Annotated in this window: 13 protein-coding genes; 7 read left to right on the top strand and 6 right to left on the bottom strand. The window is 45.1% G+C overall.

Going from position 1 to position 16283, the window contains the following annotated elements; all coding sequences use genetic code 11:
• Nucleotides 1-383 precede the first annotated feature (383 nt).
• From Q1A86_RS16275 to Q1A86_RS16285, 3 genes are read left to right on the top strand one after another with little or no spacing between them, the layout of a single operon-like run.
• Entirely contained in the window at nucleotides 384-2357 is a 1974-nt protein-coding gene (locus tag Q1A86_RS16275) for a heme lyase CcmF/NrfE family subunit (protein ID WP_299808670.1), read from the top strand.
• Nucleotides 2354-2800: a cytochrome c-type biogenesis protein gene (locus Q1A86_RS16280; RefSeq protein WP_299808673.1), complete on the top strand. Its 447-nt coding sequence runs from the start codon at nucleotides 2354-2356 to the stop codon at nucleotides 2798-2800. The genes Q1A86_RS16275 and Q1A86_RS16280 overlap by 4 nt, the downstream gene beginning before the upstream one ends.
• Entirely contained in the window at nucleotides 2793-3377 is a 585-nt protein-coding gene (locus Q1A86_RS16285; protein WP_299808676.1) for a TlpA disulfide reductase family protein, read from the top strand. The genes Q1A86_RS16280 and Q1A86_RS16285 overlap by 8 nt, the downstream gene beginning before the upstream one ends.
• 173 nt (nucleotides 3378-3550) lie before the next feature.
• Here Q1A86_RS16285 and nhaC read toward each other — a convergent pair whose 3' ends face one another.
• Nucleotides 3551-5080 (bottom strand): Na+/H+ antiporter NhaC, encoded by a 1530-nt coding sequence (gene nhaC / locus Q1A86_RS16290; RefSeq protein ID WP_299808678.1) that lies wholly within the window; start codon nucleotides 5078-5080, stop codon nucleotides 3551-3553.
• A 392-nt stretch (nucleotides 5081-5472) separates the two neighbouring features.
• Here nhaC and Q1A86_RS16295 point away from each other — a divergent pair, with 392 nt between their 5' ends.
• From Q1A86_RS16295 to Q1A86_RS16305, 3 genes are all read left to right on the top strand, one after another.
• Entirely contained in the window at nucleotides 5473-5688 is a 216-nt protein-coding gene (locus tag Q1A86_RS16295; protein ID WP_299808681.1) for a hypothetical protein, read from the top strand.
• Nucleotides 5689-5848: 160 nt separating this feature from the next.
• Nucleotides 5849-6427, top strand: coding sequence for a nucleoside triphosphate pyrophosphohydrolase family protein (locus Q1A86_RS16300; RefSeq protein WP_299808683.1), 579 nt, complete (start codon nucleotides 5849-5851; stop codon nucleotides 6425-6427).
• Between the two features lie 184 nt (nucleotides 6428-6611).
• A complete protein-coding gene (locus Q1A86_RS16305) occupies nucleotides 6612-7631 on the top strand; it encodes an alpha/beta hydrolase-fold protein (protein ID WP_299808686.1) in 1020 nt (339 codons plus the stop codon).
• A gap of 46 nt (nucleotides 7632-7677) precedes the next feature.
• Here Q1A86_RS16305 and Q1A86_RS16310 read toward each other — a convergent pair whose 3' ends face one another.
• The 4 genes from Q1A86_RS16310 to Q1A86_RS16325 all read right to left on the bottom strand — a co-directional run bounded on the left by Q1A86_RS16310 (nucleotide 7678) and on the right by Q1A86_RS16325 (nucleotide 12213).
• Nucleotides 7678-8208, bottom strand: coding sequence for a hypothetical protein (locus tag Q1A86_RS16310; RefSeq protein ID WP_299808689.1), 531 nt, complete (start codon nucleotides 8206-8208; stop codon nucleotides 7678-7680).
• Between the two features lie 265 nt (nucleotides 8209-8473).
• The gene (gene ubiA / locus Q1A86_RS16315; RefSeq protein ID WP_299808693.1) at nucleotides 8474-9340 is read right to left on the bottom strand and encodes a 4-hydroxybenzoate octaprenyltransferase; all 867 of its coding nucleotides are present in this window, start codon (nucleotides 9338-9340) and stop codon (nucleotides 8474-8476) included.
• A gap of 209 nt (nucleotides 9341-9549) precedes the next feature.
• Nucleotides 9550-11715, bottom strand: a complete 2166-nt coding sequence (uvrD, locus tag Q1A86_RS16320) for a DNA helicase II (protein ID WP_299808696.1) — start codon at nucleotides 11713-11715, stop codon at nucleotides 9550-9552.
• Nucleotides 11716-11859: 144 nt separating this feature from the next.
• Entirely contained in the window at nucleotides 11860-12213 is a 354-nt protein-coding gene (locus tag Q1A86_RS16325; RefSeq protein ID WP_299808699.1) for a RidA family protein, read from the bottom strand.
• A gap of 600 nt (nucleotides 12214-12813) precedes the next feature.
• On the opposite strand from Q1A86_RS16325, the gene Q1A86_RS16330 reads away from it, so the two are divergent.
• Nucleotides 12814-14682, top strand: coding sequence for a bifunctional diguanylate cyclase/phosphodiesterase (locus Q1A86_RS16330; RefSeq protein ID WP_299808702.1), 1869 nt, complete (start codon nucleotides 12814-12816; stop codon nucleotides 14680-14682).
• Between the two features lie 897 nt (nucleotides 14683-15579).
• Here Q1A86_RS16330 and Q1A86_RS16335 read toward each other — a convergent pair.
• Nucleotides 15580-15987 carry an NUDIX domain-containing protein gene (locus tag Q1A86_RS16335; RefSeq protein ID WP_299808705.1) on the bottom strand — a complete coding sequence of 136 codons (408 nt, stop codon included), beginning with the start codon at nucleotides 15985-15987 and terminating at the stop codon, nucleotides 15580-15582.
• Nucleotides 15988-16283: the final 296 nt, after the last annotated feature.

Genomic DNA, 16283 nt, shown 5'->3' on the forward strand with positions numbered 1-16283 from the left:
ATAGTAAAAAACCAGTGAAAATAAAGTAAATACAACAACTTAACGAGACACCCAAAACATGTTTTTCACTTTTAATCGTATTTTTTGATATCTAAAAAAAGCTAAAAACAACCACTTTAGACGTGAAAAAATATCACTGGGAAGATGGGGTACGATAAAGGCTCGCGAGGTCACAAAATGCTTCGCTAATATAATCTACCCTAAGCCACAACGGCTTGATTAAGATTTATCTTGAAGAGTTAGACGTTACACAACTGATTAATAAATAGCGCACAGCATTATTAACTTAATGCTCACCGCAAATATTAAACAGTCACATCTAATCATTTAAATCTGGATAAACTTGGCTCAGGCATTTATTAGAATGTAGAGAATTGAATAAGATGATCCCAGAACTAGGACTTATATTCCTTATCATTAGCACAGTGTCAGCATTAATGCTGTCATTTATTCCGCTCTATGCTTCTTATACAAAAAACTATTATCTATTTAGTTATGTAAAAACATTAACGGCATTAATGACCGTCACCATTAGTGCCTCAATATTATGTTTGCTTATTTCCTTCTTAGTCGATGACTTCTCTGTGGCTTATGTGGCCAACCACTCCAATACTCAACTTGCGACCCTATATAAGGTGGCAGCAGTATGGGGTAGCCATGAAGGCTCAATGCTGTTTTGGGTGGTGTCCATCGCGATTTGGGGCTGCCTGATCGTGTTCTCCTCGCGCTATCAAGATCCACTGTTTATTGGCCGTATGATCGCCATTTTAGCGTTTGTGATAGCCGGCTTTAACCTGTTTATGCTGTTCACCTCTAATCCATTTGCTCGCTTACTACCAAACTTTCCGATAGAGGGGCGCGACCTCAATCCAATTTTGCAAGACATAGGACTCATCTTCCATCCACCTATGTTGTTCTTAGGCTATGTAGGACTCACCATCACCTTTGCTGCTGCGATTGCGGCGCTACTTGGGGGTAAGTTTACTCAGCAACATGCAAGCTACCTTCGCCCTTGGGTGTTAATGGCGTGGGTGTTTCTAACGGGTGGTAATGCTTTTGGTTCGTGGTGGGCTTATAACGAGCTAGGCTGGGGCGGTTGGTGGTTCTGGGATCCGGTAGAAAACGCCTCTTTTATTCCCTGGCTTGTGGCCACAGCCCTACTGCATAGCGTGGTACTGAGTCAGCAACGTAGCAGCTTTAAAATCTCAACTCTATTGCTGTGCTTATTGGCCTTCTCTTTAAGTTTACTGGGCACCTTCTTGGTCCGCTCAGGCATAGTGCAGTCGGTGCATGCCTTTGCATCCGATCCGACTCGCGGCATGTCGATTCTGTTCCTATTAGGTATTTTTGTATGCGGCGCGTTAACCCTGTTTGCCCTCAAAGCCAATCAGATAAAGTCTAAGTCTGACTTTGCTTTAGTCTCTCGCGACACTGTGATGCTGCTTGGCAATATCGTATTGGTGGTTGCGGCCATCTCTGTCTTGCTAGGCACCTTCTACCCACTGCTATTTGAACTGCTTAATTTAGGTACGCTGTCAGTGGGTGCGCCTTATTTCAATAGTATCTTCGTGCCGCTTACCTTCGTAACGGTACTGCTTATGGGCGCAGCACCGCTTATAAAGTGGAAGCAGTCATTAAACCGTTTATCTCCACTACTTGGGCTATTTTCCGTGGCTGCTGTAATCGGTGTATTAGTTGCGATGCAAACCCGCGATGGCTTTAACCCTTGGGTCTGGCTTGGCGCGACGGCCGCAAGCTGGGTGTTCATTTCTCTGGGGTATTTAGTGTTTAGCCTACGCCAGCAAGGCGCGGCAGTGATTGCTAAAAAATCGGCAATGCTGATAGCTCACCTTGGCGTGGCAATTACCATTATCGGCGCCACGGCGGTGTCGAACTTTGAGACTCAAGAGTTACTCAGAATGGGCCCAGGCCAAGGTAAAGTGGTCGCTGGCTACACCTTTGTTTATGAAGATACAGTGGATGTGGAGTCCACCAGTTATACCGCGATTCAAGCCAATATACGCGTGACCGATGTTAATGATAACTTTGTCGGTTACATCACCCCACAGCGCCAAACCTTTAAGACCAATGCGATGGAAGTGTCTAAGGCCGGCATTATGCGCAACTTAGTGCGCGACCTGTATGTATCGAGTGGTCAGCAACTCAGTGAAACCGAATACTTAGTGCGTATTAGCCATAAGCCACTTGCCTGTTGGATCTGGATTGGTGGCCTAATGATGATGCTAGGTGGCGCGATTGCTGCTTTAACGGGTCTTTACCAACTGCGTTTACGCCACAGCCAAACCGCTAATACGCCTAACCAAGTCAATGCCTGTAAAGCAGGGAGACTCGCATGAGCAAGTCATACACGGCAACCTTAACTCGCTTACTCGCAGGCTTTGCCATCTTGCTGTGTATCAGCGTTTCTGCCCAAGGCGCTAGCGACAAGATCCATTACAGCCCAGAGCAAATCCGTGACTTAGGCTTTGAAATCGCCCATGAGCTGCGCTGCCCTATGTCGGTAAACCAAAACCTGTTTGACTCAGGTGCGCCAATAGCCAGTGAGCTTAAGGGGCAAATTTTCTTAATGCTCGAACAAGGCGAATCCAAAGCTGAGATCATCGACTTTTTAGTACAACGCTACGGCGAGAAAATCAGATACCAACCTAGCTTTTCGGCCGCCACCGCCCTGCTGTGGTTTGGGCCGATCCTGCTGTTATTTGGCATTATTACGTTTGCAGTAATCTGGATCCGTGAACAACGTAAACATCAAGACATGAAGGCTAACACCTATGAATAAAACACATCTACTGAGCGGCTTATTGGTTCTGTCATCTCTACTTATACCAGCCCAAGCACAAGTTGCTTCAAATAAGGTTTACAACACTGGTGAAGCCATTGAAAAGCCGCTAATTATGTCGCGCTTTATTGAAATGCAGTCGGCACGTTCAGTACCTGAAGTGATGTTTACTGACACCAAAGGCGAGCAGATTAGCCTAAAACAATACAAGGGTAAGTTAGTACTGGTTAACCTGTGGGCGACCTGGTGTGCACCTTGTATTAAAGAGATCCCACAGATGGAGAACATCCGCCAAGTTAATAAAAATAACGACTTGGTTGTGGTACCCATCTCAATTGATGAAGAAAGTGACAAGGTACAGGCCTTCCTAGATCGCCACGAACTAGGCCACTACCAGACTTGGTTAGATCCGAAGAAAACTATCGACCAAATTATGCCAGCCGATGTTGTGCCCGCCACTTATGTATTTGACGGTTCAGGCAACCTTGTGGGCTTCTTACGTGGTTACCTCGACTGGGGTGACAAAGAGGTGCAGCCATACCTTGAAAAGCTGACGGCCAAATACGCGCATCGTTAGTTCTAGGATCAAGGCTCAAGGCTCAAGGTCCTAGGTCCTAGGTCCTAGGTCCTAAAGTGATTTTCACCCTCTCTATGGTGAATTTAGGTTCTGTCAATCACAGTGCCAAGTGCCTTGTCGACTCCTAACCGACAAGGCTTTTTTTATCTGAGCTACCAAGCTATCGCCCCAGCTTAAGCAACGGCCTCTTGTGGCTGAGGTATATTGGCCTCGGGTAAACGCTCTATCTTAAAGTCATATTTTGCATAGGCAGCACTGATTAGTGGGCAGACTAAATTAAAGAAGGCATAAGGCAGATATGCCACCGTTGCCACCCCTAATGTACTGGCCATATAGGCGCCACAAGTATTCCACGGAATAAGCGGGCTAGTAATGGTGGCAGAATCTTCTAATGCTCGGCTTAGGTTAACAGGAGCTAGGCCACGTTTGGTGTACTCCACCTTAAGCATCCTTCCTGGCAGCACAATTGCGATAAACTGATCGGCGGTGATTAGGTTGGCACCGATACAGCTTGCCAGAGTGGTTATTATCAAGCTGCCACTGGATTTCACCAAGCCTAAAACACTCTGCAAAATGCGCTTAAGTAGCCCTGTGACTTCCATGATGCCACCGAAGGTCATGGCACACAGAATCAACCATACGGTATTGATCATACTGCTCATACCGCCGCGACTCAGTAGGTTATCAAGTACCTCATCCCCTGTGCTCGCCGTATAGCCATTAAACATCGCCACCCAGACCCCTTTTACCAAGGCAACCACAGGGCTTAGGCTGTCATCAGCAGCAAAATCCACTACGTTATCAAACTGAAACAGTACCGCGCAGACAGCTCCCGCTATGGTACCTATAATAACCGTTGGAAAGGCGGGGATTTTTTTCCAAGCCAAGATAAACACCACTAACAACGGCAACAACAGGTGAACCCCGGGATTAAATTGAGTCTGAATGAGCGATAAGGTTTGCTCAAAGTTATTGTTATCTATGCCAACCTGATTATTAAAGCCTAATAACAGAAAACAGATCATGGCTATGATGATGCTCGGCACTGTAGTCCAAACCATATGGCGGATATGGCTAAAAATATCGGTTCCAGCTACGGCTGGCGCTAAGTTGGTGGTATCAGACATAGGAGACATCTTATCGCCAAAGTACGCACCACTAATGATGGCGCCGGCGGTGATCTCGACACTGAGTCCCATGGCTGATGCCACGCCGACCAAGGCGATACCTAAGGTGCCCGCCACTGTCCATGAGCTACCAATACTGATGGCGACAACCGCACATAGTAAACAACAGGCCGCATAAAAATATTCAGGGTTGAGCACCAACATGCCGTAATAGATCATGGTCGGTACAGTGCCTGCGAGGATCCAGGTGCCAATGAGGGATCCAACGGTAAACAGAATGAGCAATGCCCCGGTGGCGACACCAATACTGCGGACGATGCCCTGCTCCATTTCCGCCCAGCTATAACCATTTTTCCAACCTATCAATAGCCCTATACAACCCGCCATTATCAAAGCAATTTGATTGGCACCGTATGAACTGTCGGATGAGAACAGGTAGACGGCAGCGGTGAGCATCATCACTAAGGCGATAATAGGGAGAAGAGCATCGAGTAAGGTTGGGACGGTATGCTTGCTATCTTGCAGAGGATCCATAGTCACAGGATCAGACTGTTGAAGATCATTATTTGAGCTCATGTAGCATCCTTTTTATTATTCTTATTACCTAAGCACTCTTTCTAAAATTAAAGCTCTAAAATTAAATCGTTTTTTACGCTAAAAAATAAACTAAGGTGCATAGGCTGAAACCACATCCTTACATAAAGTTAACAACAGCGTCTAGCGTTCAGCTTGAACTCCCCTAGGTAAGCGATCCTCCCTTCACCCCGAAACAGCCTAGCTATTCAGGCAAATGTGAGATATCGATTAAATATGCACTAAATACGCATTTACCACTAAGGGTGCCACTGATGATAAAAATTCATACCAAGACCAACAGACGGATAAAAATGCAACAATTACGCAAACTTTATTGCAAACTGGTCGACATCTGCTTATGTTGATCACTGACAATTGCAACTGAGTACACCATGGCAAGTTTTAATATTAGTCGACTCAATACCAAGGCTGGGATAGTTAAGCTGTCAGGAGATCTTGAGCTGAAAGGTGCCATCAAGATCTCTCAATTATCAATAATGGGAACCGATGGCTGGCAGGCACTCGATATTAGCCATCAGCATAGCCAAAACTTAATCAAGCAGATCAAAGATGAGCTCATCACTCATCTTTCCAATCAGCTCAATTAACGTATTAATAAATCAGTTTTTTGCTTATTTTCTTATACCTCCGCGGTCAATATAGACTCCTGCGAAACCAAATAACTAAGCGTGTCCGACTTTCATTTACGACATCATTTCATTAGTATGGCGCCAGTTAATTTTATTCAGCAGCAAAGGCATACTACCGATGAAACTATCCGCTTTGGATCAGCCACTATACGATCACCTATATCGCGATATTCGAGAGTTCCGCATGACTTTCGACTTACCGATCGAGGATATCAGCACGTTAGATGATAAAGCCGATACGCTGCACACATCGCTTGCGATTGAAGAGCTCACAGAGTTGGCTGAGGCTGATAGTCGCGTAGAACAAGCCGATGCTATCGTCGATTCAGTGTATGTATTGATGGGGCGTTTGGTGCATCTAGGCGCAACTCAGGTAACCGATAGAGTCGAGATAAGCTATGTGATCGACCTACTACTGCACGTTGCCAAGAATCGTGAAATCGACTTTGTTACCTGTTGGGATGAAGTGCATTCGAGCAACATGAGTAAGGTTTGCCGTAATGAGCAAGAGCTTGAGGAAACCATCGCTTTTTATGCCAAGCAAGGTGTTGAGATTGTCGGCAGCACCAAGGGGGATTTCATCATCGCCAAGTGCGCTAAAGACGTCGATATGGCCGGTAAAGTCGTCCGCCAAGGTAAGGTCCTCAAGTCGGTTTACTACCGCCCAGCAGATCTAGAAAAGTTAGTTAAGGCTTAAGCTTTGATACTGTGTAAGTAGAGTCGATTCGCTCTGTTTACACAGGCTCCTGTACGACGGCAACTTAAATACATAGACATATCACTCCAGACAGAAAACCAATCTAATCGATATTAACTTAAGCTGCTTTTGTACAAATAAAAAGCTAAGCTAGAGAAACTAGTCACTGCTGGACAGAGTATCGATGTTAACCTTGCGAAATAAGTGCATTCTTCTTAGCTTATTGCTATCCAGCCTAGCGTTGCTCACTCTCGCCTCACCATACGCTTTCGCGGCTAATCGAAGCATTGAAGCAACCGCACACTTAACCACGCCTTTTAGCATTCCACGCAGTCATACTGTACAAATTAACGATGAAGCACGTACCTATAGGCTCTATGTTAAGCTACCTAAAGGTTATAAAGCCTCTGCGAACAAAGATCTCCAATATCCGGTGATTTATCTTACTGATGCCATGTATACCTTTCAGATCATGTCTGGTGTGACCCGCTTTCCGATGAACTCAAAGCAGATGGCACCAGCCATTATTGTGGGGATCTCTTGGGAGCTTGGGCTGAAAAGTGATCATAGTCGAGTCAGGGACTACACACCTACGGTAGACACTAGCTGGAAAAAAGCCACTGGCGGCGCCGACAGACATTTACACTTTTTAAAGACTAAAATTATCCCCTATATAGAGCAGAACTACCGCACAAATCCCCAGCAGCGCACCTATATTGGTAACTCTTTAGGTGGCCTATTTGGCGCTTATATACTGTTAAAGCAGCCAGATCTCTTTACTAACTACCTGTTAGGTAGCCCTTCTTTTTGGTGGCATGAACGCTGGGTTTTGACTCAATTTGCAAAGAATATCAATTCACTCCAGGGGATAGGTGCAAATGTCTTTATCGGTATCGGTGCACTTGAGCATAACGGTAAAGGCGGAGACTCACAGCACAATATGGTGGCCGATGCGCAGCACTTTAAGGCATTGCTAAACAATGTTGCAATCGGTAACCCAGCTTTTGACAGCAAACTATTGATTATCAATGAGGCTCACCACGCCACAGCCTTTGCTACCACGGCTATTCATGGCATGGATTGGTTGTTTAACACCCAACAAGGAAAGAGTCTTCAGGGCTCGAAAGATCCTGCTGACAACAAGGCCTTAAATGGCGCTAAGCAGTTAACGCCTATACCGGCAAGCACTACAGAGAAGTTCTAAATCAAGGTGTTATAGACAGTCGTTCTATAACATAATGTAAGACGGGTTAGCCGGTATTCCGCTGTTCAATCTTTAAGATGCAGGGAGTTTTTATCACCACCTTTTCACGCTTATACACCAGCTCGTGCTCATACCAATGTATGTATAAACGCAGCTCGATATTGTCGTTAAATCGATTGCTATTATAGAAGTCTCGATAGCAGCGACTGTGCGCTAAGTAACCACCGTGATAGAGCTTTAGTAAACGCTGACCGATGTGAATTTCACGAAAATCGATTCCATTAGCGCTATGGTGAGGAAAGCGATATTCCCCATAGCGGTAGATGCCATCCAGCACTTCAATATTTTTGCCCTTGGTCAACAGCGAGCTTATTTGCAGTGCATCGACTCGGCTCGTCAAGCACAAGCCGGTAAGCGCCACGCAACAGACCACAGCTAGGCTGCAACGCAGGAACCCTTGCGGTTTAAGCCTGCACACCAGCAGCCATACCAGTAATATTGATGCTGAAACCAGCAGTAACGCAAGCTCATAATCGGCCCACTGCCCCGCTTCATAAGCGATAACCCAAGCTGACATCAATCCCTCCGTAGTAATCAAATCCATTTGTTACTTTTGGCTTAGATAGCACCTAAGACACAGACCTCGATAAAGCCGCTATCTCAGCATAGCCAACCAAGATGTCACTTCTATGACCCTTAACTATGGTTAGCGACAACAGTAAGTATAGTCAGGGATCTTCGAATCGTTGCGATATCAAAGTAGCTATGAGGCGAAACACACCAGTATTTCAACCATAAAAAAACGCCTCGAAAAAGGCGTTTTTTTATGGTTAGGCAAGCAGTTAACCAATAATTAAGTAGTCCAGAACCAAGGCGCTAAACAACACCATGCCGGCCCAGTTATTATTTAGAAATGCCGTGAAGCAAGGTCCACGTTCGCGACCATGGATAAGCTTCTGCTGGTAAAGAGCAAAACCGATAAAGGCCAAGATACCAACTACATAAATAGCGCCGCGATCTGCAACCATGCCAGCAATGATAAAGCAGCTTAGAGCCGCTAGCTGAAAAGCCCCGATGATATGTCTGTCATATCGGCCAAATAGGATCGCTGTCGACTTGATGCCAACCTTTAAATCATCATCTCTATCAACCATGGCATACATGGTGTCGTAAGCTACCGTCCAGCACCAGTTAGCGGCAAATAACCACCAAGCCTCTACCGGAACCGTTCCCGTCTGCGCGGCATAAGCCATAGGGATTGACCAACTCCATACTGTGCCCAAAAACATCTGCGGCATATTGGTATAGCGTTTGGTGAAGGGGTAAATAATGGTAAGAATGATACCGACAACCGACAACTGTACTACTAACGGATTAAGCATCAGCACTAGGCAAAATGAAAACAAGGCTACAGCTAAAAACAGTAACAAGGCTTCTTTACTGGAAACCTCACCGCTAGCTAGTGGCCGTGCTTTGGTGCGCTCAACATGGGCATCGAGATCCCTATCGGCATAGTCATTAATAATGCAGCCGCAAGCTCGCATCGAGAATACGCCAATCACAAAAATAATAAACACTTTAAGATCTGGCAAACCACCAGCGGCAAAGGTCAGAGCCATCAAACATGGCCACATTAATAACAAGGTACCAATGGGACGGTCCATACGCGCGAGTCGCATATAAACGTCTAGTTTATCCCTTAAATTCATGATTAGGCTCTCCTACAACGTCTTCGGCCTTTAGTTTTGTAACCGCATTATGACTGAGCTGTAACAGTATTCAACCAGTATTGAGATAAATAAAATTGATGCTTGTTTTATGCACTAAAAAATAAGGCTGAGCACAGTGCTCAGCCTTATATTTGCATGATCGTTAATCACGTAATATCCAAGCCGCTATCTTTAACTGCTTCGCCAAATTACACCTTTTCTAAACGTGCGTAAGCGATCACTAACCACTTACTGCCCACGTCGAAAAAGTTAACCTGAATACGCGCCTGTGCACCACTACCCTCGTAGTTAGTCACAGTGCCTTCACCAAATTTAGGGTGCATCACACGCTGACCAATCTTAAAGCCTGATTCGTTAAACGCGCTATCTTGCTTACTAAAGCGACTGCTGACTGCCGGTGCTGAAACCTGAGTTCGCATACGAATTTCCTGCACATATTGCTCAGGAATTTCTTTTACAAAACGTGATGGTCTAGCGAAGCTTTCACGGCCATAGATGCGTCTCGACTCGGCATAGGTGATATACAGCTTTTGCATGGCGCGGGTCATACCCACGTAGCAGAGACGGCGCTCCTCATCGAGACGATCACCCTCATCGATTGCCATCTGGCTTGGGAATAAACCTTCTTCCACGCCCGCCATAAATACCATTGGAAACTCAAGGCCCTTTGCCGAGTGCAACGTCATTAATTGCACCGCATCGGTAAACTCATCGGCCTGACCTTCACCCGCTTCTAGCGCCGCGTGAGACAAGAAGGCATTGAGCTCGCCCATGTCTTCAATCTCTTCAGGCATCACAAAGCTGCGAGCGGCTGTCACTAATTCTTCTAAGTTCTCTACACGTGCACGAGCTTTTTCACTCTTCTCAGCTTCATACATCGCTTTTAGACCCGATGTTTGGATCACGTGATCTGTCATGCGGTGTAAGGATTGCTCGTCAGTATCCATTCTCATGGCGACAATTAAATCCATGAAGCCACGCACGGCATTGGCAGCGCGGCCGTTAAGGACTTTTTCTTCCAGTAAGCGAATACTCGCTTCCCACAAGGTCATCTCTTGCTGACGCGCAGTTGTACGTATTATCTCTAAGGTGCGATCGCCAATACCACGAGTTGGGGTATTCACAACGCGTTCAAACGCTGCGTCGTCATTCTTGTTATTGATGAGACGCAGATAGCCCATGGCGTCTTTAATCTCTTGGCGTTCGAAGAAACGCAGACCGCCATAGATCCGGTAAGCAATACCTTTGTGCAGTAAGGCTTCTTCCAGTACCCGTGACTGAGCATTAGAGCGATATAAGATGGCGCAATCTTCTAACTTGCCGCCTTCATCTTGCCAATCGGTGATACGCCCAACGATAAAGCGCGCCTCATCCATCTCGTTAAAGGCGCAGTAAAGTCCAATCGGCTCACCGTCTTTGTCGTCGGTCCACAGCTTCTTACCCATACGATCTGGGTTATTGGCAATCAGCTCGTTCGAGGCATTTAGAATATTACCACTCGAGCGATAATTCTGTTCCAAACGAATGGTTTGCGCCGCTGGGAAGTCGGCTAAGAACTTATGCAAGTTCTCCACCTGAGCGCCGCGCCAGCCGTAAATAGACTGATCGTCATCACCAACAATCATCACATTGGCAGTCGAACCTGCAAGTACACGGATCCACGCATATTGAATGGCGTTAGTATCTTGGAACTCGTCCACAAGAATATGCTTAAATCTATCTTGGTAATGGTCAAGAATATGTGGCTTGTTGAGCCAAAGCTCATGGGCTCTAAGCAGGATCTCCGCAAAATCTACCAAACCGGCGCGATCGCATGAATCTTGATAAATTTGATAAATCTTCAGTAAATTTTGCTCAATCGGAAAGCCGCCGGCATCGATATGCGATGGGCGTAGACCTAAGTCCTTCTTACCATTGATGTAGCCCTGAGCTTGTCTTGGCGGATATTGCTTCTCGTCCAAGTTAAGGCTTTTAAGAATACGTTTGATCAGACGCAGTTGATCGTCTGAGTCTAAGATTTGGAAACTCTCAGGCAGATTAGCATCTTTATAATGGGTGCGTAGCAAACGGTGTGCTAAACCGTGGAAAGTGCCTATCCACATGCGGCTCATATTGCCACCAGCAACCTTTTCAACACGCTCACGCATCTCTTTTGCCGCTTTATTGGTAAAAGTTACCGCTAAAATCGCATAAGGGCTTTGCTGTTCAACCTGCATCAACCAGGCAATTCTGTGGGTGAGCACCCGCGTTTTGCCACTACCCGCACCCGCTAATACCAGCATGCTAGATTGCGGTGCACCAACAGCTTCACGCTGCTTGTCGTTTAGGCCGTCTAGTAAAGATGATACGTCCATTATTGCCTCCAAAAAATCAGGCGGGCAGTATAACAGAAGCGAGGAACTCGGGGATAGAATAAGCGAAGTTGTAGTCGGGTTAAATTGATAAGAAATGAGATTGCCGAAGCCAATAGCCGCTTCGGCGATTAAGCCTAGATAGGCTTATGCTTTCTCAGCTGCGACCACAGAGATCTCAACTAATAGTGCGTCACGAGCCATCTTAGCTTCAACACATGCGCGAGCAGGTGCGTAACCTTCTGGCACCCATGCATCCCAAACTGCGTTCATTTCAGCAAAATACTGCATATCTTTAATATAAATGGTAGCCGATAAGATGTGCTCTCTATCGCTGCCAGCTTGCTCGAGTAGAGTATCGACCTTTTCAAGCATGGTACGGGTTTGCTCGGTAATATCTTGCTCAGCATCTTTAGCCACCTGACCACATAGATAGATGGTGCCGTTATGCTTAACGATGCGGCTCATGCGAGTAGCGGTTTCAATTCTCTCAATCGTCATATTTAACTCTTTTGCTCAATTAATTGCGGTAATCAGTACAATTCTAAATAAGATCACATCGATTAGCATCTGATTTATCTATGAAAAATTTTTAAGGCTCTAGCATATGCTTTGTTACACTTAAGCAGATTTACCATTTAATGATTTAAGTCCTATACTTAGTAGCAATGTGATCAACGGATTTGATTTCTAAACTTTTAAAGGATTAAAAATGAATTATCTAATACCTCAAAAAAATAGCCCTGCAAACATTCTCCTACACTGCTTACACACATAACCTTAGACCTCTCTCCTTAACCTCATTCTCAGCTTGCAGCCATCAACAAGCTTAGTCCGAGTTAATTTAAACGATAGAGATAAAGCTTCATTGTCAAACTGTGGGTGTGATGTATGCAAATCAGAAAAAATTTTACGATAAAGCCATGGCATCTTTGCCTTCTAATGACAATTTTAACCGTTACATTAGGCATGCTTTGGGTCTTTAGCTCTCCATCACAAAGCACTGAAGTACTGATAATTATTCCCTTACTCTTTTCGACCAATATCGCCCTCCTAGGCGTTTTTTGGCTGCATTTTTATCCCAAACTATCCAAGATACCTGTGCCAAATAATGAGAGTTCGGCTGATATTGAACAATTCCCTAACCCTCAATTTAATGCCGCTAAGTTGCACTCATTAACACAATTAAAAACAAAGCGAGAGCAACGCAGTAAACACCAAGCGTTCAAAACTGACCAAGAGCAAGCCCTAGAAGAGATGCAAAAAAATAATCCACTTCTTAAGGCTGTTTTAGAGTCGGCCGCGGTTGCTATTTATGCCATCGACGATAAAGGAAAGTGCATCTTTGCCAACCCAATATGTGCTCAATTACTCGGGTACTCTAGCCCTGCACAACTACTGAATTTCAATATGCACGAGCTGATCTATCAAAATAGAGCTTCTACTGAAATGCAGCTTCCACTCGGTAATGGAGAGGTTAAAGAGGATATTTTTTGGCGAGCCGACGGCAGCAGCTTCCCTGTCGATTACAAATCACAACCTCTTGCGCTAGAGAACAGCAGACAGGGTGCGGTGATCTCTTTTTATGACAATAGTGAGCGCCGGGAAGCGGAAGCACTTATTCGCCATCAGGCTCATTACGATACCTTAACCGATCTGCCTAACCGGTTTTCAGCACTAAAACGGCTCGAGCAGTTAGTCGAAGCCAGTAAGAGAAGCGGCCAGAAGATTGCAGTTATCTTTCTCGATTTAGATGACTTTAAGAAGATTAACGACTCCTTAGGCCATGAAGCGGGTGACCAACTACTTATCAGCGCATCAAAGCGTTTACTTAATGCCACTAGAGCCGAAGATACAGTAGGCCGCCTAGGAGGGGATGAATTCATTATATTGCTCGATGATCTATCGTGTGCCTGCGACGCCCAACCTCTAGCAGAGAATTTAATTGGCGGATTTAGAAAGCCTTTCTATATAGATAATCGCCAGCTAGTACTAACTGCCAGTATTGGTATCGCCATCTACCCCAATGACGGTGAAACACCATCCGAGCTATTACGAAATGCCGATTCAGCCATGTATCACACCAAAAGTATTGGCCGAAATACTTACTCCTACTTCACTCATGCGATGAATAAAGAGGTATCACGTCGCCTTGCAATTGAAGAGCAGATCCATGGAGCCTTAGAGCGGGGAGAGCTACAAGCTCATTTTCAAATTCAACTCGATATCCGAGATGGCAGTATCATGGGCGCCGAAGCCCTACTACGCTGGAATAATCCAATCCTAGGAAACGTATCACCTGCCGAGTTCATTCCCATTGCCGAGCAGACGGGAGTAATTGAGTCGATGGGAGAATTTATTCTTAAATGTGCCCTAGAGGCAGCTCACACTTGGCAAAAGCAATTTAATGACAAGTTTAGAGTCGCCATTAACCTTTCACCAAGGCAATTTAGAAACCCTAATCTAGTCCAAATCATCACAGACCAAGTCAAAAAATTCGGCATGACCACCGACGCGCTAGAGCTTGAAATAACCGAAGGTGTACTACTGAGTGGCCACGCCTATACTTTAGATGCCCTTAAGCAACTAAGTAATGCTGGTTTCTGCATCTCCATGGATGATTTTGGTACAGGTTATTCTTCACTAAGTTATCTCAGAACATACCCATTTCAGATCCTCAAAATTGATCGCAGCTTCATTAACGATATGAACAAGGACAGTAAGAGTAACGAGCTAATCATCGCCACTATCGAGATGGCTCATGCTTTAGGGATCAGAGTCATTGCCGAAGGGGTAGAAACTCAAGAGCAATTAGATGAACTTAGCTTTATGATGTGTGATTATGCTCAAGGCTTTCTAATCAGTAAGGCTGTACCTCTAACGGAGTTACTGAAAATAGGCGCGCACTACAATGAGCTCCACGAGAACCTATCCACTCAAGAGCACCCCATCCCTTTGACGGCTATGTAGATGTAATAGAAAGTACCGTCAAAACTTGCGACTAACCACTATGCCGTCATAACTAAGGCAATCCTCCACCCTCTGCTTTTGTACCTTAGATCATCTTGAAAGTGACGAGAGTAAGTTTTGATATTCGCAGTTCTATTTATTGAGCAATAAAACACCTTAGGGACGTTAATGACAGCAAGCGCCTTAACGCCTGTCAGAACTTACGGCTAACCACTACGCCGTCATAACTAAGGCAATCCTCCACCCTCTGCTTTTGTACCTTAGATAATCTTGAAAGTGACGAGAGTAAGTTTTGATATTCGCAGTTCTATTTACTGAGCAATAAAACGACCTTAGGGACGTTAATGACAGCATGTGCCATAAATCCTGTCAGAACTTGCGACTAACCACTATGCCGTCATAACTAAGGCAATCCTCCACCCGCAGCTTTTGTACCTTAAATAATGTTGAGAGTATCGAGAGTAAATATTGATATTCGTAGTTCTATTTACTGAGCAATAAAACGACCTTAGGGACGTTAATGACAGCGTGTGCCATGAACCCTGTCAGAACTTGCGACTAACCACTACGCCGTCATAACTAAGGCAATCCTCCACCCGCAGCTTTTGTACCTTAGAGAATCTTGAAAGTGACGAGAGTAAGTTGTGATATTCGCAGTTCTATTTACTGAGCAATAAAACGACCTTAGGGACGTTAATGACAGCATGTGCCATGACCCCTGTCAGAACTTGCGACTAACCACTACGCCGTCATAACTAAGGCAATCCTCCACCCGCAGCTTTTGCACCTTAGAGAATCTTGAAAGTGACGAGAGTAAGTTTTGATATTCGCAGTTCTATTTACTGAGCAATAAAACGGCCTTAGGGACGTTAATGACAGCATGTGCCATGAACCCTGTCAGAACTTGCGACTAACCACTACGCCGTCATAACTAAGGCAATCCTCCACCCTCTGCTTTTGTACCTTAGATAATCTTGAAAGTGGCGTGTATTGATATTCGCTATGCTCTTCACTAAGGCATATGTTGTGAGAGTCATCGAGTTCACATAAGAAGATAAAGGCCTGCGAGTCATACGCTTGGTGATAGTAAACACCGGTAAGACATTTAACCTGCACCAGAACCCCTAGCTCTTCTTGGCATTCACGTAGCAATGCTTGACGAATTGTCTCACCAGGTTCTAGTGCCCCACCAGGCAAACCCCAACTATATTCACCATAGTTAGCTTTGAGTAATAAGACGCATGGCTCAGCTGTATCTTGCTTAATGATTACTGCATGGCTACTAATACCAATCAGTATAAACATTTAGTCACTCAGCGAGAGTTTAGCTGTTTTGAGGCAAGGCAACGAGTAAAGGGCATAGTTGTTCTACGTTCAAGCTCGTTAACACAGAATCAGAATCGCTAAAACTAACCATTCTGGAGCGTTTTTGGCTGCCTACTTCTGCGTTGATTAGCTTTGTAAGGGAATAACCATTATTGCAGCTATTCGCCTTGAATTAGTTTGCCAAAAATCGCTCTGAGTAGATCAAATTCTTATACTGATTGGTATAAGCCTAAACTTATCATTGAATGCCATAGAACCTCGCCTTATCTAAACCC

Source organism: uncultured Shewanella sp., assembly GCF_947497935.1.
Taxonomy (GTDB): Bacteria; Pseudomonadota; Gammaproteobacteria; order Enterobacterales; family Shewanellaceae; genus Shewanella.